Source organism: Nocardia sp. NPDC005746, from assembly GCF_040630785.1.
Lineage (GTDB): Bacteria > Actinomycetota > Actinomycetes > Mycobacteriales > Mycobacteriaceae > Nocardia.
Genome location: NZ_JBEXYE010000001.1, coordinates 435,948 through 458,017, shown reverse-complemented (window position 1 = coordinate 458,017; position 22,070 = coordinate 435,948). Strand labels below are relative to the sequence as shown.

Genomic DNA, 22,070 nt, shown 5'->3' with positions numbered 1-22,070 from the left:
TCCGGTATTTCAGCTACCAAAGGGGGCGCACGATGCCCGGGGTCAGAAACGGCAGCGACGGCGAGCGGGAACTGCAGGATCGGTACGGCACCGAGGACCGAGCGGAGCGCTTCTACTCCGATCAGGTACGGGATCGGCTCAATACCCACATGATCGATTTCATCCACCGGATGGATATGGCCTTCATCGCCACCGCCGACAAGCACGGCGAATGCGATGCCAGTTTCCGCGCCGGCAATCCCGGGTTCCTGCACGTGATCGACGAACGCACGGTCGCCTACCCCGAATACCGCGGTAACGGCGTGATGGCCAGCCTCGGCAATGTGCTCGAGAACCCGCACGTCGGCATTCTGATGATCGACTTCGTGCAGGACCTGATCGGCCTGCACGTCAACGGCACCGCCCGCATCGTGGACGACGCGCTCATGCGCCGCTGTGTCCCGGATCTGCCCGCCGAGTCCCGCGGCCGCATGCCCGAGCGCTGGGTGGTGGTGGATGTGGAGGAGGCCTACATCCACTGCCGCAAGCACATCCCGCACCTGGTGCCCGCGCAGCGGGAGGCCCGGCAGTGGGGCACCGACAATGTGCGCGCCAAGGGCGGCGACTACTTCCGGGCCAAGGAAGAAACCAGCGCCCTCGTCGAATCCTGAACCGCGCCTAATTGATCTTGAAGATCACCGCGCGCTGGACGATGAAGTTGATCACGGTGGCGGTGCCCTGCGCCACGCAGAACGCCAGGGCGATCCGCCACCAGACATCCGGCAGCGCGTAATAGCAGAGCTGGTTGATCCCCACCTGCAAGGCGAAGGTCAGCGCGTACAGGGCGATCACCGCCAGGAACCGCTTGCGATTCGGCTCGGCCTGGAAGGTCCAGCGCCGGTTGATCAGATACGCCGTCGTGGTGCCGGCGATGAAGCTGATCGACTTGGCCACCGGCAACGGCAGGCCCACCACCGTGAAAAGCAGGGTGTACAGGCCGAAGTCCACCACCGCGGAGAAGATGCCCGTCGCCAGGAAGCGAATGATCTGCGTCTTGAGATCGACATCCGTGCCACCCGGTTCGTCGACAAGGGGCAGCTCGGGCGGGAGGGGCAGATGGGGTTCCGCGGTCACAACGCAGAAGACTAATGCCCGCGACATTGGACACAAGCCTCGGAACGGTTATGCCTGTAGCCTCTATGCCGATGTCCACGAAAGCTCAGACCACTACCGAGGCCGCCGCCGAGCCCAGCTCGAACGGTGACAGCCCTGTAGTCGGCAAAGAAAAAGAGGGCACCGTGTCACAGCAGGGTTCGTTCGACCTGCCGACGCAGACTCGGCGCTTGACCGGTTGGGGACGCACCGCGGCCACCACCTCGGAAGTGCTCTCCACCAGCGACCCGGAACTGATCGCCAAGGCGGTCGCCATGGTCGCGGAGGACAACGACTCGAAGCCCGCGCACCTGCGTCGCGGCGTCATCGCCCGCGGCCTGGGCCGCTCCTACGGCGATCACGCGCAGAACGCCGGCGGCCTGGTCGTCGACATGACCGCGCTCAACCGCATCCACCGCATCGACCGGGACTCCCGGCTGGTTGACGTGGACGCGGGCGTGTCCCTCGATCAGCTGATGAAGGCGGCGCTGCCGTTCGGCCTGTGGGTTCCGGTGCTCCCGGGCACCCGGCAGGTCACCGTGGGCGGCGCGATCGGCTCCGACATCCACGGCAAGAACCACCACAGCGCGGGCAGCTTCGGCAATCACGTGCGGTCCATCGATCTGCTCACCGCCGACGGCAAGGTGCAGACCATCGGGCCGAAGAAGAACGCCAAGCTGTTCTGGGCGACCGTCGGCGGCAACGGGCTGACCGGCATCGTGTTGCGCGCGACCATCGAGATGACGCCGACCGAGACGGCGTACTTCATCTCCGACGGCATCAAGACCGTCGACCTGGAAGAGACCATCGCCGTCCACAAGGACGGGTCCGAGGCGAACTACACCTACTCCTCGACCTGGTTCGACGTGATCTCCGGGCCGCCGAAGCTGGGACGCGCCAATGTCTCTCGCGGTCGGCTGGCGAAACTCGATGAACTGCCGAAGAAGCTGCGCAAGAATCCGCTGAAGTTCGACGCCCCGAATCTGCTGACGGTGCCGGATATCTTCCCGAGCTTCGCGGTCAACAAGTTCACGCTGGGCATGGTCGGTGAGGCGTATTACGCGCTCGGCGGTAACTACACCGGCAAACTGATGAACTTGACGCAGTTCTATCACATGCTGGACGTCATCTCGGAGTGGAATCGGGCCTACGGCTCGAAGGGATTTCTGCAGTACCAGTTCGTGGTGCCGCCGGAAGCCCTCGACGAATTCACCAAGATCATCATTGATATTCAGGCATCCGGCCATCACTCGGCGCTCAATGTGCTGAAGTTCTTCGGTCCCGGGAACCAGGCTCCGCTCAGCTTCCCCATGGAGGGCTGGAACACCTGCTTCGACTTCCCGATTCGTCCGGGTCTCAACGAACTGGTCCGGGAACTGGACCGCCGTGTGCTCGAGTTCGGCGGCCGTATCTACACTGCCAAGGATTCGCGCACCGACGCGGAGACCTTCCACAAGATGTACCCCCGGATCGACGAGTGGATCAAGATCCGCCGGAGCGTCGACCCCACAGGCGTTTTCATGTCCGATATGGCGAGAAGGCTGGAGCTTCAGTGATCAATGCGGTAGGCAACCCGCAGTCCATTCTGCTGCTGGGCGGCACCTCGGAGATCGGCTTGGCGATCTGCGCCGAGTACCTGAAGAAGGGCCCCGCGCGCATCGTCCTCGCGGCCCTGCCGGGTGACCCGCTGCGCGAGGACGCCGTGTCGCAGATGAAGGCGGCCGGGGCCTCCGAGGTCCAGGTCGTCGACTTCGACGCGCTCGACACCGGCAGCCACCCGGCCGTGATCGACGCGGCCTGGGCCACCAGCGATATCGACGTGGCCATCGTCGCGTTCGGCATCGACGGCGACGGCGAGATCTTCTGGCAGGACCAGCGCAAGGCCGTCATGATGGCCGAGATCAACTACACCGCCGCCGTGTCGGTGGGTGTGCTGCTCGGCGAGAAGATGAAGGCGCAGGGCTTCGGCCGCATCCTGGCGATGTCCTCGGTCGCCGGTGAGCGGGTGCGCCGCTTCAACTTCGTCTACGGCTCCACCAAGGCCGGCCTGGACGGCTTCTACCTGGGCCTGGGCGAGGCGATCGCCCCGTTCGGCCCGCGCGTCACGGTCATCCGCCCCGGCATGGTGCGTACCCGGCTCTCCGCGCACGCCAAGGAGAACGGCCTCACCGTGAACAAGGAAGACGTCGCGCTGCTCGCGGTGTCCGCCTCGGAGAAGGGCAAGGAAATCGTCTGGGCCCCCGGCGTTTTCCGCTACGTCATGATGATCCTGCGGCACGTGCCGCGTCCGATCTTCCGCAAGCTGCCCATCTAGGCGAGTTTGCGATCAACGCCGCATTCCGGTCCCGGGGTGCGGCGTTTTTCATTTCCGGCGGGTCGGCCCCGGCGAGAGGTCCGCGCACGCGGCACTGGCTAGGCTGACCGGCGGTCCATGACACGAATGCGGAGGGCTGGTGCGGATGAGCGAGCGGGCGAGCGGGCGAGCGGCGGTGCTGGCGCGGCAGGCCGGTAATGCGGCCGGGGAGGCCGTGCTCGCCGCCGTGGTGGCGGCCGTGGTGGCCGCGATCGGGCTCGAGGCGTTCTCGGTCGTGCACTGGCCGGCGTTCAACTCCTCCAACGTGACCCGCGCGCTCACCACGGTCGGGCAGGTGGTGGCACTGGCCATGCTGGTGGTCGCGGTCGTGTTGCTGCGCCTGCGTACGTGGGGGTGGGTAGCGAAACTGCTGTCCTGGGGCGGACTTTCGGCCTTCGTCACCGTGACGCTCGGCATGCCGCTGGCCGCGACCAAGCTGTACCTGTTCGGCATGTCCGTGGACCAGGAGTTCCGGACGCAGTATTTGACGCGGCTGACCGACAGCGCTGCGCTGCGCGATATGAACTATGCCGAACTGCCGCCGTTCTATCCAGCGGGCTGGTTCTGGCTGGGCGGCCGGTTCGCGAGCCTGACCGGCATGGCCGGGTGGGAGGCGTTCAAGCCCTTCGCGATCATCGGTCTGGCGGTCGCCGCGGCTGTCGCCCTGGTGCTGTGGTCCAAGTTGATTCGCGCGGATTGGGCGGTCGCTGTCGCCGCCGCGACTACCGCGGTGACCCTGGCCTACGGTGCGCCCGAGGCCTATAGCGCGGTGCTCACGCTGTTGCTGGGACCCGCGCTGGTAATGGCCTGGGGCGCACTGTATCGACCCGCCGAGACCGGTGAGGACACGGAGACGACCGCGGGCGGCTGGGGCGCTGTGGTGGGGACCGGGCTGTTCCTCGGCCTCGGCGCCACCTTTTACAGCCTCTACTTCGGTGTCGCGGTCTTCGCGGTGTGCCTGATGGCCGTCATCGCCGCGGGGCTCGCCATCCGATCGCAACACACCTGGCGGGCCATCTGGCCGATCCTGGTCCGGCTCATCGGAGTTGGTGCCATCGCGGGTGTGCTGGCCCTCGCCGTCTGGACCCCGTTCCTACTGAAGTTCCTGTCCGGCAAGGCATCTCTGGGCTCCGGCTCCGCGTTCCACTACCTCCCCGAGACGGGTTCGCGGCTGCCGCTGCCGATGACCGAGTTCGATTTGCTGGGTGTGTTCTGCCTGGCCGGAACCATCTGGCTGGTGCTGCGCGCGGGCAGTTCACGGCGCGCGCAGGCACTGGGCATCGGCGTGGTCGCCATCTACCTGTGGTGCCTGCTGTCCATGGCCGCGACGGCGGCCGGGACCACCCTGCTGTCGTTCCGGCTGGAGTCGCCGCTGCTGGCGCTGCTGTCGGCGGCGGGTGTGTTCGCGTTCGCCGAGGGTGCGCGGGCGGTCTACCAGGCGCTGAACGAGCCGAGCCGGTTCCGGATCGCGGCGGCCGCGGTGGCGCTGGCCGGGGCGATCGGGTTCAGCCAGGGCATTCCAACAGTGCTGGCCACCGAGATCACCACGGCCTACACCGATACCGACGGCAATGGGGATCGCGCCGACAAGCGGGCTCCGTCGGCGGTTTCCTACTACCGCGAGATCGACGCGAAACTGCTGGAGCAGACCGGGCGGCCGCGCGACGGCAGCGTGGTGCTGACCGCGGACACCAGCTTCCTGGCGATCTACCCATACTTCGGATTCCAGGCGCTCACTTCGCATTACGCGAACCCGCTGGCCGACTTCGCGGCGCGCACCGCCGAAATCCAGCGCTGGAGCACGCTGAAGACGCCGCAGGAGCTGACCGACGCGCTCGAGCACTGCCCGTGGCGGGCGCCGGACGCGTTCCTGTTCCGGCGCTCCGGCGACGGCTACACGCTGCGGCTGTCCCAGGACGTCTATCCGAACGATCCGAATGTGAAGCGCATCACGGTGACGCTGCCCAAGGCATTGTTCGATGACGGGCACTACCGCATCACCGATATCGGACCGTTCACCCTCGTCGTGCGTGTCTGAGGGGTGGGGCGAGACAAGGATCACTTATCCCCAAAAATGAGTCGGAATCTGGGGATAACTGTCCGATTCTGTGGATAACTTCTCGACTCGCCAGTGCAATCTCAGCCGGAAGCTGTAGCGTGGGCCGCTGATTGCAAGGCACAAGGAGTTACGCGTTGGCACAGGGGCGGGAAACCGATCGGGGGAACGAAACGGGCTCGGCGGTGGCGGTTCTCGACCGCGTCACGCCGAATACGGTCCGTCCCAATCTGACTCGCGCGCAGCGCACGGCCGCACGGCTACGCCTGGCCCGGGCCGATCTGCTCGTCGCGGGCGCGTACCTGTCGCTGGCGGTACTGGTGCTGTCCGGTCAGTGGATGCACACCGACCGCGGCTACCTGATCAAGAGTGGCCAGGACCAGACCATGTGGGAGTGGTTCTTCGCGGTCACCGCCCACGATGTCTCGCATCTGCACAATCCGCTGGGCACCACGCTGCAGAACTATCCCGACGGCGTGAACATGATGGCCAATACCGCCATGTTCGGAGTCGGGGTGCCGCTCACCCCGGTCACGCTGCTGTTCGGCCCGACGGTCACGTTCGTGCTGGTGCTCACCCTGGGCCTGTGCGGCACCGCGTTCGCCTGGTACTGGCTGTTCTCCCGCGAGCTCGTCTCGTCCAAATTCGCTGCGGCCGTGGGCGGTCTGTTCTGCGGGTTCGCGCCCGCCATGATCTCGCACGCCAACGCCCACCCGAATTTCGTGCTGCTGGCGCTGCTGCCGGTGATCGCCTTGAAGGTGATTCGGATGGCGCGGCGCGCGGCCGCGGGCACCGAGGTGATCCGAGGTCGCCGCAACAAGGACGCCTTCGTGCTGGGCCTGCTGGTGGCGATGCAGATCGCGCTCGGTGAGGAGCCGCTGCTCATCTTCGCGCTCGCGTTCGGACTCTTCGCGCTGGTCTACCACCTGCACGCCCCGAAGACCGGGCTGCGGATGGTGCGCAGCCTGGCCCCGCCGGTGCTGCTGGCGGCGCTGATCACGGTGGCGCTGACCGACATTCCGCTGTGGTGGCAGTTCTTCGGGCCGCAGTCCTACCGTTCCATCGACCACGGGCCGATGAAGAACGACCTGAAGGCGCTGTTCCAGTTCCCGTCCGAGTCCCTGGGCGGCCTGTTCTCGCACGGCCAGAACGTGGCCATCAATGCGACCGAGGAGAACTCGTACTTCGGCTGGCCGCTGTGGATCGTGGTGTCGGTGGCCATCGCCCTCATGTGGCGGGAACGCGCGGTGCGGGCCGCCGCCGCGGTGATCGCCCTGTTCACGATCCTGTCGCTGGGCGCCTCGGCCACCATCGGCCTCGGCGACACCGGCATCGTGCTGCCGTGGAAGTGGCTCGACCATGTGCCACTGCTGAATTCGGTCCTGGAGTCCCGCTTCACCATGGCCGCCATCCCCGCCATCGCCGTGGTGCTGGTCCTGGCCACCCAGCGCGCCCTGGACTATTGGAGCGTCTCCGCCACCGACTGGCGCCCGCTGGCCCTGTTCGCCGCCCTGGTCTTCGCCCTGCTGCCGCTCACCCCCACCGTCCTGCCGGTGGTCCAGCGCGCCCCCACGCCCGCGTTCTTCACCGACGGCACGGTGCGCCACTACGTGTCGGGCGGCTCCGTGGTGATCGCCCCGCCGCCCACGGCCCCCGACGCCCGCGCCCTGCGCTGGCAGGTCGACTCCGGCTTCGAATTCCCCCTCGCCGGAGGGTATTTCGTCGGCCCCACCGGCTCCTCCAAGAAGGGCCGCTACGGCCCCGACGACCGCCCCACCGCCACCCTGCTGACGAAAGCCCAGCAGACCAACAAGATTCCGTCGATCGAGGAATCCGACCGCATCCGCGCCCTGGTCGACCTCCGCTACTGGCGAGCCGATGTCGTCGTCCTCCCCCCCACCGACAACGCCGACACCCTCCGCCTGACCCTGGACCAACTCCTCGGCTTCCCCGCCAAGTACGTCGACGGCGTCTGGCTGTGGGACGTCCGCGGCCTCCTGCACTGACCCCGCGTCAGCGCGGCGGCGGCGCGCTCACCTTGGTGTAGGTCGCTCCGGCGTAATTCGCGCCGGAGCGCACCAGCGTGCCGCCGCGAAACTCGACATCGGTCCGGGGTGCGGACACCGGGCAGCCGTGGTCGCTGCCGGTGGGTTCGAGCCGGGACTCGCCGACCGAGATGCGGGTCGACAGATTGCTGGACTCCAGCAGCGCGGTGTACGAGCAGATGCCCTGGCCGCCGCCGGGCAGCGTGATCTTCTCGGTGAGGGTGAAGACCTGGTCGCCGATATTGCCGCCGTTGATGGTCAGCGCGTAGTCGCCGTCGCCCGAGGGACCGGTCTTCGCCGACCAGCGGCCCAGCACGGACCCGGGCACCTGCCCGTCGGTCGCCGGGCGACCGGCGGAGGTGGGGCTGACGGTCGAGACCGGCGAGAACGCCTGGGTGCTGGACGCGTTCGTCACCTCCGCCGTCGAACCGAGGTACCGGAACAGGCTGTATCCCAGGCCGCCGGCGGTGACCACGCACAGCAGTCCGAGGGCGGCGACGAGGACACCGCGCCGCGGGCTGGTCGGACCGGCGACGGGTGCGCTCTGGGCGGGCGGTGGGGATTCCGGTGGCGTGGGCTGGACGGCGTGCGGCGATGGAATCGAGGGTGCGCCGCCCGGCAGCGGCGGTGTCACGAAATAGGTTGTCGGCGTGCGGGACTCCGCCGCGTCCCGGGCGGCGTTCATGAAGTCGGTGCAGGTCGGGTAGCGCTGCGCCGGATCCTTGGCGAGCGCGCGACTCAGCACGTCGTCGAGCGCCCGCGGTAGATCGGGCCGCACCTGGCCCAGTCGCAGCGGCGCGACCGTCGTGTGCGCGTGCACCCAGCCCAGTGGATTGTCGGCGTCGAAGGGGCGGCGGTCGGTCAGCAGCACGAAAAGCGTGCAGGCCAACGAGTATTGGTCCGATTGCGGTCCGATGGGCGCGCCCGACACCTGTTCGGGTGAGGCGAAGGCGAAGGTGGCGGCGATGACGCCGGTCGCGGTCAGTTTGGTGGATTCGTCGCGCAGCCGGGCGATGCCGAAGTCGGTCAGCAGGGCGCGTTCGGTGCGGCCGTTGTCGGCGGGCGCGAGCAACAGGTTGGAGGGCTTCACATCCCGGTGCAGGACGCCCTTGCCGTGCGCGTAGTCCAGGGCCCCGGCGATCTCGGCCCCGATGCGCAGGGCCCGCGAGGGCGCCACGGCCCGCAGCAGTCCGGCGTCCGGGCCGTCGACGTACTGCATGGAGATCCACAGCAGGTCGTCGGCGACGCCGCGGTCGTAGACGGACACGATGTGCGGGTGGTCGAAGCGGGCGGTGAGGTCGGCTTCGCGCTGGAAGCGCCGCCAGGTGTCCGCCTCGGTCATCAGCGCGCTCTGGTGCATGATCTTGAGCGCCACCATGCGGGGCAATCGGGGGTGTCGCGCCACGTAGACCGATCCCGACCCCCCGGTCCCGATCCTCCGCTGAATCACATGCCCGGCCACGATCTCACCGGGACGGAGTTCCGCCATGCCCCCGCTTCTCCATTCCTCGCCGACGCCGCGCACCGACGACCTGTCGATCTTCGCCGAAGCTCGCGTGTCGTGGGAACCCTATCGAATTCCGGTCGGTTGAAGGACTTTTCGGCTCTCAGTTGGTGCGGGTGTAGGTGACGGCGCCGCTGCGGGAGAGGGCTCGGGTGATGCGGCCGTCGGTGAGGACGAGTTCGTGGGTTCCTTGGACCAGGCAGCCGTCGGCGTCGCCGGTGACCAGGTTGCCCGAGCCCACGGTGATGTCGGCGGTGCCGGAGACGGCGAGGAGGCGGTAGTCGAAGACGCAGATCGGGCGGTTGTCCCGGAGGACGGTCGAGGTGACGACCACGTCGTCGAGGTTGCCCTGGCGGATGGAGAGGCGGTAGCGGTCGGCGTTGGCGGTGCTGGTGCCGGACCAGTCGCCGACGAAGGCGGAGGGGATGCGGCCCGCGGGGGCGGGTGGGGTGGCGGCGACCGTTGCGAGGGCGGTGGGGGCGGCCGAGGCGACGGTGGGGACCGCGGCGGACAGCGGTGTGCCGGTGGATCTTCCGTGGCTTTCGAGGTTCATGGTGACGACGATGGCGCTGCCGCCGATCACGGCGGCGGCCAGCACGGCCAGCAGGCCGGTGACCACGCCGCGGCTCACACCCGTCGACACCGGGACGGGTTCGGGGGCCCGATGCCGGTGGGGCGCGGCGTCTTCGAAGGGTCCGGTGCGCGCGCCGTGGGCGACGCCGTAGGCCGGTGCGTCAGGGTTGGTGCGGTAGCCGTCGGCGAGGGCGGTGGGGTCGGTACGGGAGGAGCGGAGCAGGGTCGGGTCGGTGCGGGGGGAGCGCAGGACGGACGGGTCGGTGACGAACCCGGGCGGTGGCGGGTTCGGGGCCGCGGCGGCCGGGTTCAGGACGGTTCGGGCGGAACCCGTCTGCCAGGCGTGCCAGGCGGCATCGGCGAAATCGGTGCAGCTGGGGAATCTTTCGTCCGGGTGTTTGGCCAGGGCGCGGTCGAAGACGGGGTCGAAGGCCGCGGACAGGTCCGGGCGGAGCTGGGTGACGTGCAGGGGCGGCGTGCTGGTGTGGGCGTAGATCCAGCCCGCCAGGTCGGTGGCGAGGAACGGGCGGGTGCCGGTGAGTAGCACGAAAAGGGTGCAGGCCAAGGAGTACTGGTCGGTGCGCGGGTCGAGGTAGCGGCCCGAGACCTGTTCGGGGGACGCGAAGGCGAAGGTGGCGGAGATGTCGCCGGTCTTGGTGACGTGGGTGGTCTCGTCGCGCAGACGCGCGATGCCGAAGTCGGTGAGCAGGGCGCGTTCGGGGCGGCCGTCGGCGGCCGGGGAGAGCAGGATGTTGGAGGGCTTCACATCCCGGTGCAGCACGCCCTGGCCGTGCGCGTAGTCGAGGGCCGAGGCGATGCCGTCGCCGATGCGCAGCGCCCGTTCGGGGGCCAGCCCGGTGAGGCCGTCGGCGTCGGGACCGGCCACGAATTGCATGGCGATCCACAGTCTTCCGGCGTCCATGCCGCGGTCGTAGACCGACACGATGTTCGGATGGTCGAAGCGGGCGGTGATGTCGGCCTCGCGTTCGAAGCGCCGCCAGCCCTCGGTATCGGCGTCCACCTCGTCGCGGTTGAACACCTTGAGAGCGGCCAGGCGGGGTAGCCGGGGATGGCGGGCGGCGTAGACGGTGCCCGATCCTCCGGCACCGATCCAGCGTTCGATGACATATCCGGCGATCTCCTCGCCCGGCTTCGGATCGGCCATGATCGCGCACCTACCTATGTCAGTGGAACCCTGCTACTTCAGTGGAGCCCTGTCGAGCCAGTCGGTCAGGAGGTTGTTCACCGTGTGCCCGGGCCAGTGCAGCACCATGACGAAACGCGACCGCGGATCGCCGTCGGGGAAGGAGACCGCGGCCAGCGCGCGCTGGCTCTCGCTGTCCCGGGTGACGGCCGGATCCACCGAGGCCGCCGTGGTGACGGTGAGATCACCCGCCACGTCCTGATGGGTTACCGGGGTGACGCGGGCATTGCCGCCGAAGAACAGCGCGGCCACGGATTTGCCCGGGCGGGTGTCGAAGTCGAGGAAGTCGAAGCGCGGCTGACCGGTGGCGTCCTCGGCATTGCAGCGCACCCGGTGCGCGCCCTGGACCGCCTCGTCCGGACCGGGATCCTTGGGACGGCAGGACCCGCCCTGCCAGCCGACCGCGGTGCCGTTGGCGGCGAGCTGACCGATCAGGCTGGGGAAGGCGCGGGCGATGGCGGCGTCCTCGCGGCCCCAGGAGGAGATCAGGGTGTCGGCGCTGGTGTACGTGATCAGGCCGCTCACATCGGTTTTGCGGCTGACCCGCCCGTCGGGCAGCAGGGTGAGGGTGGTAGGCCCGTTGGCGCGGCAGGCATTGGAGGGCTCGCGCACCACGATCTCGGAGGTCCCGATGATGAGCCGGTCGCCGTCGCCGGGCACCTGGTCCAGCGGGGCGGAGAATTCGCAGTGGAACGGAAACCCGTTGGGTAGAACGCCGTCCACCCGGTTGGACAGCACCGGATCGCCGATCTTGGCCTGTTGCACGGTGAGCCGGTAGTTGGTCTGGCCCTCGGTGGCCAGCCAGGTGCCCACGAACCGGTCGGGCACCATTCCTCGCGCGGTCGGCGGGGATGGGGAGTTGCCCTGGTCGAGCGCGAATCCCACGCCCGCCGCGGTCACCGCCGCCACCGCGGCGGGGATCAGCACACGCCGCTGTAAGCGGCCGTGCCACAGTGGTTTCCGTCTTCGCCTGCCGACGGTCCGAGGCGGTGGATGCAACAGGCGGGCACGGGCGGTGACGGCCAGAGCCGGATCGGAGTAGTACGCCTCGGTGGCGGCACAGGCGAAATCGACGCAGCTGTCGAAGCGGTCCTCCGGGTCCTTGGCCAGGGCGCGGTCGAACACGTCGTCCAGGGCTTCCGGGAGCGCCGGGTTCAGTTCGCTCAGCCGCCGCGGCTTCTCCTGTGTGTGGGCGTGCACCCAGGCCAGCGGATTGTCGGCGGTGAAGGGCCGCTGGTCGGTGAGCAGCACGAAAAGCGTGCAGGCCAGCGAGTATTGATCAGATCGCGGACCGACTGGCTTCCCGCTCACCTGCTCCGGTGATGCGAAAGCGAAAGTGGCGGAGATATTTCCGGTATGGGTGAGCTTGGTGGTCTCGTCGCGCAGCCGGGCGATGCCGAAGTCGGTGAGCAGCGCCCGCTCCGGGCGGCCGCTCTCGGGATCGGCGATGAGGATATTGGACGGCTTCACATCCCGGTGCAGGACGCCCTTGCCGTGCGCGTAATCCAGCGCGGCCCCGATCTCAGCGCCGATGCTCAACGCCCGATCCGGCGAAACATGATGCAGCTCACCGGCATCCGCGCCGTCCACGAACTGCATGGAGATCCAGAACCGGTCCTCGGCGACGCCGCGGTCGTAGATCTGCACGATATTGGGATGGTCGAAATGCGCCGCGATATCGGCCTCACGCTCGAAACGCCGCCATACCTCGTCGTCTTCGGCGACCTCGTCACGTTTCAAGATCTTCAGAGCCGTGAGCCGGGGTAACCGCGGATGCCGGGCCGCATAGACCACGCCCGATCCCCCGGCCCCGACCCGCCGCGCGATCACATACCCGGCGAGAACTTCGCCAGGTCGCAGCTCGGTCATGATTCCTCTTGTCTTCCGGCCCGGCCCCACGCCCAGTTCGGATAACAACCATCATAGAGTCGTTCTTCGTGCGCGCAGACTCCCGAGCGTTCCACCGCATCCGCATCCTCGCCCTGGTGTCCGGTCTTCTCGGATTCCTGCTGGCGGTGATCACACCGATCCTGCCGGTGCAGCAGGACCGGCCCACTCTGCGTTGGCCGCAAGGGGATACGGCCGACGTGGCCGCGCCCCTGGTTTCCTACGTGCCGTTGAGCCTGGACGTGACGCTGCCGTGCCAGGTGCTGCGGGAGTTGCCGAGCGGGACGCTGTTCTCGACGGTGCCCGCCGCCTCCGGGCAGGCCGAGACCAAGGGCTTGGTGGTCAAGGTCACCGACGAACCCGGCAAGGGGCCCGTGCTCTCGGTGCTGGTGCGGTTGATTCCGCTGCTGTCCGCGCCCGTCGCGGAGATCGGCGACTGCGGCGCCGTGACCGTGCGCTCGGACGCCACCCAGACCCGCGTGGAATTCACCGGGGTCGCGCGCAAGGACGGGACGCCGTTCGTCGGCACCGTCGGCGGCGACACCCGGCCACAGGTGGTGGGCCTGTTCACCGACCTGAAGCGGGAGCAGCTCGGGAACGCCTCCGCCACCGTGCGGATCGACGCGCGCTTCACCTCCAGCCCGACCTGGCTCAAGCGACTGGCGATCATCGGCGCGGTGCTGTTCACCCTGCTGTCGCTGTACGCGCTGCACCTGCTCGACACCGCCGACGGCCGCAAGCCGCGCCGCTTCCTGCCCGCGCACTGGTGGCGGGTGCGGCTCGCCGATGTCGCGGTGCTGGGCACGCTGGTGGTGTGGCACTTCATCGGGGCCAACACCTCCGATGACGGCTACATCCTGAATATGGCCCGGGCCTCGAAGTATTCGGGCTACATGGCCAACTACTACCGCTGGTTCGGGGTCGCCGAGGCGCCCTTCGGGTGGCCGTACGAGGTCCTGGCCTGGATGACCCGGATCAGTGATTCCAGCCCGTGGATGCGGCTGCCCGCGCTGCTGGCCGGCATCGTGTGCTGGCTGGTCATCAGCCGGGAAGTGCTGCCGCGCTTGGGCTCCCGGGTGCGCCGCGACCAGGTCGCGATCTGGACCGCGGGCCTGGTGTTCCTGGCCGCCTGGATGCCCTACGACAACGGCCTGCGACCGGAACCGCTGATCGCCGCGGGCGCCCTGCTGACCTGGTGCTCCATCGAACGCGCCATCGCCACCGGACGGCTGCTGCCCGCGGCCGTCGGCGTGCTGATCGCCGGCTTCTCGCTGGCCGCCGGGCCGACCGGCCTGATCTGCATCGCGGCCCTGATCGCGGGCGCGCGGCCGGTGCTCATGGTGATCATCAAACGCGCCGGGCAGCAGCGCGGTTCGTGGCTGTCGCGCTACGGCGCGTTGCTCGCGCCCGGCATCGCGGCCGGAACCCTGGTGCTGGTGGTCGTTTTCGGTGATCAGACCCTGGCCTCGGTCATGGAGGCCACCCGGGTGCGCACCCTGATCGGCCCCAATGTGGCCTGGTTCGACGAGCGCACCCGCTGGGACTCGCTGCTCATGCTCTCCCCAGACGGCTCGCTGGCCCGTCGATTCGGCATCCTCGCCATGCTGCTGAGCCTGGGCGTGTGCGTGATGGTGATGCTGCGCAAGAACGGCCGCATCCCGGGCACCTCACGCGGTCCGTCGGCGCGGGTGCTGGGCATCGTGTTCATGTCGCTGTTCCTGATGATGTTCACGCCCACCAAGTGGACCCACCATTTCGGCGTGTACGCGGGCCTGGCCGGATCGCTGGCGGCGCTGGCCGCGGTCGCGGTGGGGGTCAACGGGATTCGCTCGCCGCGCAACCGGACGCTGTTCACGGCGGCGGTGTTCTTCCTGCTGGCCATGACCTTCACCGGATCCAATGGCTGGTGGTACGTGTCCAGCTACGGCGTGCCGTGGTTCGACAAGGCCCCGCTCGTCGCGGGCAAGGGCTTCTCCACGCTGTTCCTGGGACTGGCGGTGCTGTGCCTGCTGGTCGCGGCCTACCAGCACTTCCGGGAGCCGTACACGACGTCGCGGCCGGTGCGCGGCTTCGACAAGTTCGCCAGCATGCCGCTCACCATCGCGGCCGCCGTACTGGTGCTGTTCGAGGTGTTGTCGCTGGCCAAGGCGGCCATCGGCCAGTACCCGGCCTACTCCATCGCCCAGTCGAATCTGCGCGCGCTGAAGGGCGATTCGTGCGCCCTGGCCAACGAGGTGCTGGTGGAGACCGACACCCCCGGGTCGCTGCTGCACCCGTGGACCGGCTCCGACGCCGACGGCCTGGCCGCGCAGAACACCGGGTTCACCCCCAACGGCGTGGCCACCGACCTCACCGCGGACGCCGAGGAGACCGTCACCGGCGGCGCCAACTCGGTGAACGACAAGTCCGGCAACAAGACCTCCAAGACCACCGGGGCCGGCACCGGCGGCGGCAAGAGCGAGCAGGCCGGCATCAACGGCAGCTCGGTCGCCCTGCCCTTCGGCCTGGATCCGGCCAAGACCCCCGTGCTGGGCAGCTACACCGATGGCGAGCAGCAGGTTTCGAAGCTCACCACCCAGTGGTACAACGCCGAGAAGCTGAACACCGTGCGCGATAACCCGGCCTACCAGGTGCTGGTGGTGACCGCGGCGGGCCGGATCAAGTCCTTCGACAAGGACGGCGTCCAGACCTATGGACAGGATCTGATCGTCGAGTACGGCACCCGCGACGCCGCGGGCGAGGTCCGCGAGGTCGGCCAGATCCGGCCCATCGACATCGGCCCGAACCCGTCCTGGCGCAACCTGCGCATCCCGCTGGACCAGATTCCCGCGGGCGCGAACGCGATTCGCCTGGTCCTGAACGATGCCGACATCACCCCGCGCCAGTGGCTGGCGGTCACCCCGCCCCGGCTGCCCGAACTGCGGACGCTGAATTCCCTTGTCGGCGACCAGGCCCCGGTGCTCGAGGACTGGCACGTGGGCCTCGCGTTCCCGTGCCAGCGCCCGTTCGACCACCACGACGGCGTGGCCGAGGTGCCCGAATGGCGCATCCTGCCCGACCGCGTGGGCCAGGACGCCTCCAATGCCTGGCAGGACGATATCGGCGGCGGGCCGCTCGGCTGGACCGGTCTGCTGCTGCAGTCCGAGACCCGGCCGTCGTACCTGAACCACGACTGGCGACGGGACTGGGGCGCCCTCGAGAAGTTCACCCCGTATGCCCCCAACGCGAATTCACGCCCGACCCTGGACGTGACCGTCGAAACGCGGTCCGGTCTGGCCAAGGACTCACCGATCAAGGCGAAATAGAAGGTGACAACCGATTTCGTGAGCCGAGGGTAACTCGTCGGGTACGTCCAGAATCGGGTTGGCACACGACCGCCGGCACGCGTGCGAATCCGGCAACGGCTCCCAAGCCGTGTGCCAAGTCTCGGAGAGGTGGGGGAGCTACGATCAGCAACCGTGCCAGACGCCTCCGCAGTGCTCACGAAGCCGAACCCTCCGGCGACCGACCCCGCGAACCCGCGTGATTACCGGGTAGCGAAGCTGATAGCGATCGTCGCGGGCCTGCTCGGGGCGCTGTTCGCGCTGGCGACGCCGTTCCTGCCGGTGCAGCAGACCCAGGCGGAGGTGAGCTGGCCGCAGCGCGGTTCGCTGGATCCGGTGCAGGCGGCCCTGGTGTCGCAGGTGCCGATCGACGTGAACATCACCATCCCCTGTTCCGCGGTCGGGCAATTGGATCCGCGTGGCGGCATCCTGCTGGCAACGGCACCGCCGCAGGGCAAGAGCGCGGACCTGGAGGCCATGTTCGTCCGCGTCTCCGGCGACAGCGTGGACGTGCTGGACCGGAATGCCGTGGTGGCCACCGCCACCCGTGCGGAGATGAACGAGTGCTCGAAGCTCGTCATCACCTCCGACAGCAAGGAGACCTACGCCGGCTTCGAGGGCGTCACCCGCACGGTCGAGAAGACCACCCCCGACGGCGGCCGGGAACTGGTCACCGTGCCGATCGAGGGCCGGCTGCTGGGCGACCTGCGGCCGCAGGTGGTGGGCGTCTTCACCGATATGAAAGGCGGCGTCCCGGAGGGCCTTTCGTTCCACATGACGGTGGACTCGCGGTACTCGTCCTCGCCGACGCTGATCAAGCTGGTCGCGATCATCGCCGCCGTGCTGCTCACCCTGCTGGCCATGGGCGCGCTCGCGGTGCTGGACACCAGCGACGGCCGCGGGCACCGGCGCATCCTGCCCGCGCACTGGCTGAAGCCGACCTGGGCGGACGGCGGCATCATCGGCACCCTGCTGCTGTGGCATTTCGTGGGCGCCAACACCTCCGACGACGGCTACATCCTGACCATGGTGCGGGCGGCCCCGCACGCCGGCTACCTGGCCAACTACTTCCGTTGGTACGGCGTGCCGGAAGCGCCGTTCGGCTGGTACTACTACGTCATCCAGGCCTTCGCCGAGATCTCCACCGCCAGCCCGTGGGTGCGAATTCCCGCGCTGCTCTGCGGAATCCTGTGCTGGCTGGTGATCAGCCGCGAGGTGGTGCCGCGCCTGGGCAATGCGGTGGCGCGCTCCAAGGTCGCGCTGTGGACCGGCGGCCTGGTGTTCCTGGCCTTCTGGCTGCCCTACGACAACGGCCTGCGCTCGGAGCCGATCGTGGCCTTCGGCGCGCTGCTGACCTGGGTCTCGATCGAGCGGGCCATCGCGACCTCGCGACTGCTGCCCGCCGCGGTCGCGGTGCTGGTGGCGGCGTTCACGCTGGCGGCGGCGCCGACCGGTCTGATGTGCGTGGCGGCCCTGCTCGCGGGCATCCGGCCGCTGGTCGCCATCGTGGTGCGGCGGCGCAAGCAGTTCGGTGACGTGGCGCTGCTGGCCCCCATCGCGGCGGCCGGAACCCTGGTGCTGGTGGCGGTTTTCGCCGATCAGACCTTCGCCGGGATCATGGAGGCCAACCGGGTGCGGCAGGTGACCGGACCGAATCTGGCCTGGTACAAGGACTATCTGCGCTACTACTACCTGTTCGTCGAGACGGTGGACGGCTCGCTGGCCCGCCGCTTCGCGTTCCTGCTCATGATCCTGTGCCTGATGACCACCATGCTGGTGCTGCTGCGCCGGCGACAGGTGCCGGGCATCGCGAGCGCGCCGACCTGGCGGCTCATGGGCGTGGTCTTCGGAACCATCTTCTTCATGATGTTCAACCCGACCAAGTGGACCCACCACTTCGGTTCGTACGCGGGCATCGCGGGCTCGCTGGCGGCGGTGACCGCGGTCGCGGTGTCCGCCACCGCCCTGCGGTCCCGCAAGAACCGCTCGGTCTTCCTGGCCGGGCTGCTGTTCACCCTCGCCGCCGCCTTCTCCGGCATCAACGGCTACTGGTACGTCTCCAGCTACGGCGTGCCGTGGTACGACAAGACCGTCTCCCTGCACGGCTTCCAGTCCAACACCCTGATGCTCATGCTGTTCGGGCTGGCGCTGGCGGTGGTGGCGTGGCAGTCGCTGCGCGAGGGCTACGCCAAGCCGATGGAGAGCGGGAAGACCCGGCGCGGCAAGCGGATCCGCAGGTTCGCCGCGATTCCGCTCACCGTGGTCGCCGCGCTCATGGTGATCTTCGAGGTGGTGTCGCTGCTCAAGGGCGCGGTGCAGCAGTACCCGGCCTATTCGCTGGCCCGCTCGAACATCGACGCGGTCACCGGCAAGACCTGCGGACTGGCCAATGACGTGCTGGTCGAGGGCAATGTCAACAGCGGCAACCTGACTCCGATCATCGACCCCGCCCACCCGCCGCTGAACGGTGACCCGCTGGCCGGGGAGAACCCCGTCGGCTTCTCCTCCAACGGCGTCGCCGCCAAGCTCGACGCGGACGCCGTCGAGGTGAAGCCGGGCACCGGCAATACCTCCACCCAGACCGTCGGCCCGGCCTTCGAGGAGGGCCAGAACGCGGGCACCGGCGGCGGCAAGGGCGCGCAGGGCGTCAACGGATCGACCGTGGCGCTGCCGTTCGGCCTGGACCCGGCCACCACCCCGGTGATGGGCAGCTATCAGGACGGCGTGCAGCAGCCCGCCTCGCTCACCTCGAGCTGGTACCAGCTGCCGCAGCGTTCGGAGGACTCCCCGCTGATCGTCATCTCGGCGGCCGGGCGCGCGATGTCGTTCGACGACACCGGCAATATGACCTACGGCCAGGACATCTTCCTGGAGTACGCGCACCGCAATCCGGACGGCAGCCTCGGTGAGATCCGGGCCTACCGGCCGCTGGACATCGGCCCCGCCCCGTCCTGGCGGAACCTGCGCATCCCGTTCTCGGCGCTGTCCGACGACGCCAATGTGGTGCGCATCCGGGCCAATGACCCGATCCTGATCGGTGATCAGTGGCTGGCGTTCACGCCGCCGCGGGTGCCCAAGCTGGTATCGCTCGACAGCTACCTGGGCCGGACGCAGCCGATCCTGCTGGACTGGGCGGTGGGCCTGCAGTTCCCGTGCCAGCACCCGTTCGACCACCACAACGGCGTGGTCGACGCGGCCCCCAAGTACCGCATCCTGCCCGATCGCCCGCTCGCGATCAGTTCCACGAACACCTGGCAGGCGCAGGAATTCGGTGGCCCGCTCGGCTGGGCGCAGATGCTCGCGTCGTCGAAGACCGTTCCGACGTATCTGAAGGACAACTACGACCGCGACTGGGGTTCGCTGGAGCAGTACGTGCCGTACTACTCGAACCCGGCCGATCCGGGCAAGGGTGACTTCCCCAGGCCCGCGCAGATCGACACCCATGTGGTGAACCGCTCCGGGTTCTGGTCACCGGGCAAGATGCGGGTCTTCTGACCCGAGGCGTCCGGCATTCGGTGGCCGCCCGCGACCATGCGGGCGGCCACCGCCGTGTTCGGGGCCGATCGAATTCCGGTGGCTACTTCTCGGTGTCCACGTGGGCGACCCACTCGTAGACGGGCAGACTGCCGTCCGGAGTGTCCTGCCACCGTGACGTCACTTTGAAACGCTCGTACCCGTTCCCATACGCGACCCGCAGTTCGACGCCCGGTGGAGTGATCCGAACGATCCGTGTTTCGAGGCCTTCCGGCCCGCCTTCGAGTAGCGCCAGCGGTGAGGTACTCATAGCTGAAGGCTCTCACATTCATGCCTTACAGCCGATAGATTCAGCGCAATCGGCGAGCCGCCTAGACCAGGCCCATCAGCTTCATCAGGGCCACCAGCGGCCCGCCGATGACCGGGATAGCGCTGAAGCTGCCGGTGCCGCCCATGCTGCCCTCGGGCACCGCGGTCGCCTGAATGCCGAGGGTCGAGCCGCCGTTGGGGCCGACCGTGAGGTCGTCGTTCGCGGTGAAGGTGTACTGCCCGGCCGCCGACGGGGACCAGGTCATGCTCGCGTTGCCCGAGGCGTCGACCGGAACGGTGCCGAGGCTGATCACCGTGCTGCTACCCGGGTTCACGACCCAGAAGCCCACCTGCGTCCCCGCGTTCGGGGCGCCGACATGAGTGCTGAGGGTGTACGTGGTGCCGACGTGCGCCAGGCCGTTGACGCCGGTGATTCCGTAGGTCACCGCGGACGCGTTCGGTGCGGCGACGACCGCCAGGGCGGTGGCGGCGGTGGCCGCGCCACCGATAATGAGTTGCCGAATTCGACGGGTAGCCATTAGTGCTTCGCTCCCAAGGCTCGCATTTCAAAATGAAATGCGAGCTTTTCACACCCCGGCGCGACCCGCAACGGTTTCGGAATCTACAACGGAAGCAGGTGATGCTTGCGCGGGTTGCGAGGAATTCTCTTGTCCCTGAGCAAGCGCAACGCCCGCCGGATTTCCAGCCGGGTACTCGACGGCTCGATGACCGCGTCGATATAGCCGCGCTCGGCCGCCACCCATGGCGTCGCCACCGTCGCGTTGTAGAAATCGATCATCTGCTGACGTATGGCGGCACGCTGATCCTCCGGCGCCGCCGCCAAGGTCTTCGCCCCGATCAGCGACACCGCGCTCTCCGCGCCCATGACCGCGATCCGCGCCGTCGGCCAGGCCAGATTCACATCCGCGCCCAGCTGCTTGGAACCCATCACCGCGTACCCGCCGCCATAGGACTTGCGGATCACCACGGTCACCTTCGGGACCGTCGCCTCCACGAACGAGAAGATGAACCGGCCACCCCGCTTGATGACACCGATCTTCTCCTGCTCCACGCCGGGTAGGAAGCCCGGCGTATCCACCACGAAGACCAGCGGAATCTCGAAGGCGTCGCATAGTCGCACGAAATGTGCGGCCTTGTCCGAGGCCCGGGCGTCGAGCGCACCCGCGTAGACCATGGGCTGATTGGCCACCACGCCGACACTGCGACCGTCGACCCGCGCGAAACCGCAGATCACATTGCGGCCCGCGGATTCACCGAATTCGTGGAAGGCGCCGTCGTCGAAGATGCGCAGCAGGATCTCGTGCATGTCGTAGCCGGCATTGTCGGCGTCGGGCACGATGGCCTCGAGTTCCCGGTCCGACTCCGTGATCTCCGGTTCCAGACCGGGATTCACCACCGGCGGCAGCTCCTGACAGCTGGAGGGCAGGTAGCTCAGGTAGTCGCGCACCCACTCGAACGCGGCCTTCTCGTCCCGGGCCACATGATGGATATTGCCGTACTGCGCTTGGGAATTCGCGCCGCCCAGCTCCTCGAGACTGACATCCTCGCCGGTGACCTCGCGAATCACCTTGGGACCGGTGACGAACATGTACGCCTTTTCGGTGGCGACCACGACGTCGGTATTGATCGGCGCGTACACCGCGCCGCCCGCGCAGCTGCCCAGAATCATCGAGATCTGGGGTACCAAGCCGGACAACGGTTCCTGGCGTCTGCCCAGCTCGGCGTACCAGGCCAGCGAGGTCACCGCCTCCTGCACGCGGGCGCCGCCGGAGTCGTTGATGCCGACCACCGGGCAACCCACCTTGGCCGCGAATTCCATGATGCCCGCGACCTTGCGGCCGAACATCTCGCCGACCGAACCGCCGTACACGGTCTGGTCGTGCGAGAAGACCGCCACCGGGCGGCCGTCCACCAGGCCGTGCCCGGTGACCACACCGTCGCCGTAAAGCGCCTTCTTGTCGCCCGGATTGCGCACCAGCGCACCGATTTCCACGAAAGTTCCGGAGTCCAGCAGCATGTCGATGCGGTCACGGGCGGAAGGAATGGACTTCCGCGCCCGCTTGGCGATTCCCGCATCACCCGCCGGTTCCCTCGCGATGTCGAGTTTGAGTCGAAGGTCGGCGAGTTTCTCGGCGGAGGTGCTCACTGGACTCCTTTCGGCAAAAACCTACTTTCGCAGAACCCGTGTCG

Annotated in this window: 14 protein-coding genes; 7 read left to right on the top strand and 7 right to left on the bottom strand. The window is 68.3% G+C overall.

Going from position 1 to position 22,070, the window contains the following annotated elements:
• The first annotated feature begins 32 nt into the window (after positions 1-32).
• Complete coding sequence (locus ABZ412_RS02045) at positions 33-650, top strand: pyridoxamine 5'-phosphate oxidase family protein (protein ID WP_357275178.1); 618 nt, start codon at positions 33-35, stop codon at positions 648-650.
• 7 nt (positions 651-657) lie between these two features.
• Here ABZ412_RS02045 and ABZ412_RS02040 read toward each other — a convergent pair whose 3' ends face one another.
• Complete coding sequence (locus ABZ412_RS02040; RefSeq protein ID WP_357275176.1) at positions 658-1,140, bottom strand: GtrA family protein; 483 nt, start codon at positions 1,138-1,140, stop codon at positions 658-660.
• A gap of 38 nt (positions 1,141-1,178) precedes the next feature.
• Here ABZ412_RS02040 and ABZ412_RS02035 point away from each other — a divergent pair, with 38 nt between their 5' ends.
• The 4 genes from ABZ412_RS02035 to ABZ412_RS02020 all read left to right on the top strand — a co-directional run bounded on the left by ABZ412_RS02035 (position 1,179) and on the right by ABZ412_RS02020 (position 7,546).
• The gene (locus ABZ412_RS02035) at positions 1,179-2,687 is read left to right on the top strand and encodes an FAD-binding oxidoreductase (RefSeq protein ID WP_357275925.1); all 1,509 of its coding nucleotides are present in this window, start codon (positions 1,179-1,181) and stop codon (positions 2,685-2,687) included.
• Complete coding sequence (locus tag ABZ412_RS02030; protein WP_357275173.1) at positions 2,684-3,445, top strand: decaprenylphospho-beta-D-erythro-pentofuranosid-2-ulose 2-reductase; 762 nt, start codon at positions 2,684-2,686, stop codon at positions 3,443-3,445. The genes ABZ412_RS02035 and ABZ412_RS02030 overlap by 4 nt, the downstream gene beginning before the upstream one ends.
• 145 nt (positions 3,446-3,590) lie before the next feature.
• A complete protein-coding gene (locus ABZ412_RS02025; protein WP_357275171.1) occupies positions 3,591-5,522 on the top strand; it encodes a galactan 5-O-arabinofuranosyltransferase in 1,932 nt (643 codons plus the stop codon).
• 203 nt (positions 5,523-5,725) lie between these two features.
• Positions 5,726-7,546 carry a glycosyl transferase gene (locus tag ABZ412_RS02020; protein ID WP_357275169.1) on the top strand — a complete coding sequence of 607 codons (1,821 nt, stop codon included), beginning with the start codon at positions 5,726-5,728 and terminating at the stop codon, positions 7,544-7,546.
• 7 nt (positions 7,547-7,553) lie between these two features.
• Here the strand turns inward: ABZ412_RS02020 and ABZ412_RS02015 are convergent, their stop codons facing one another.
• The 3 genes from ABZ412_RS02015 to ABZ412_RS02005 all read right to left on the bottom strand — a co-directional run bounded on the left by ABZ412_RS02015 (position 7,554) and on the right by ABZ412_RS02005 (position 12,735).
• A complete protein-coding gene (locus ABZ412_RS02015) occupies positions 7,554-9,074 on the bottom strand; it encodes a serine/threonine-protein kinase (protein WP_357275166.1) in 1,521 nt (506 codons plus the stop codon).
• A gap of 118 nt (positions 9,075-9,192) precedes the next feature.
• Positions 9,193-10,827, bottom strand: coding sequence for a serine/threonine-protein kinase (locus tag ABZ412_RS02010; RefSeq protein WP_357275165.1), 1,635 nt, complete (start codon positions 10,825-10,827; stop codon positions 9,193-9,195).
• A 33-nt stretch (positions 10,828-10,860) separates the two neighbouring features.
• On the bottom strand, positions 10,861-12,735 hold the full coding sequence (locus ABZ412_RS02005; protein ID WP_357275163.1) for a serine/threonine-protein kinase: 1,875 nt from the start codon (positions 12,733-12,735) through the stop codon (positions 10,861-10,863).
• 68 nt (positions 12,736-12,803) lie between these two features.
• Between ABZ412_RS02005 and ABZ412_RS02000 the strand changes: the two genes are divergently transcribed.
• Both ABZ412_RS02000 and ABZ412_RS01995 read left to right on the top strand, forming a co-directional pair.
• Positions 12,804-16,058 (top strand): arabinosyltransferase domain-containing protein, encoded by a 3,255-nt coding sequence (locus ABZ412_RS02000; RefSeq protein WP_357275161.1) that lies wholly within the window; start codon positions 12,804-12,806, stop codon positions 16,056-16,058.
• A gap of 171 nt (positions 16,059-16,229) precedes the next feature.
• A complete protein-coding gene (locus tag ABZ412_RS01995) occupies positions 16,230-19,571 on the top strand; it encodes an arabinosyltransferase domain-containing protein (RefSeq protein ID WP_357275922.1) in 3,342 nt (1,113 codons plus the stop codon).
• 82 nt (positions 19,572-19,653) lie between these two features.
• On the opposite strand, the gene ABZ412_RS01990 is transcribed toward ABZ412_RS01995, so the two are convergent.
• The 3 genes from ABZ412_RS01990 to ABZ412_RS01980 all read right to left on the bottom strand — a co-directional run bounded on the left by ABZ412_RS01990 (position 19,654) and on the right by ABZ412_RS01980 (position 22,026).
• Positions 19,654-19,860 (bottom strand): DUF5988 family protein, encoded by a 207-nt coding sequence (locus ABZ412_RS01990; protein ID WP_357275158.1) that lies wholly within the window; start codon positions 19,858-19,860, stop codon positions 19,654-19,656.
• A 61-nt stretch (positions 19,861-19,921) separates the two neighbouring features.
• Complete coding sequence (locus ABZ412_RS01985) at positions 19,922-20,398, bottom strand: hypothetical protein (protein ID WP_357275156.1); 477 nt, start codon at positions 20,396-20,398, stop codon at positions 19,922-19,924.
• 83 nt (positions 20,399-20,481) lie between these two features.
• Complete coding sequence (locus ABZ412_RS01980) at positions 20,482-22,026, bottom strand: acyl-CoA carboxylase subunit beta (RefSeq protein ID WP_357275154.1); 1,545 nt, start codon at positions 22,024-22,026, stop codon at positions 20,482-20,484.
• Between the last annotated feature and the right edge of the window lie 44 nt (positions 22,027-22,070).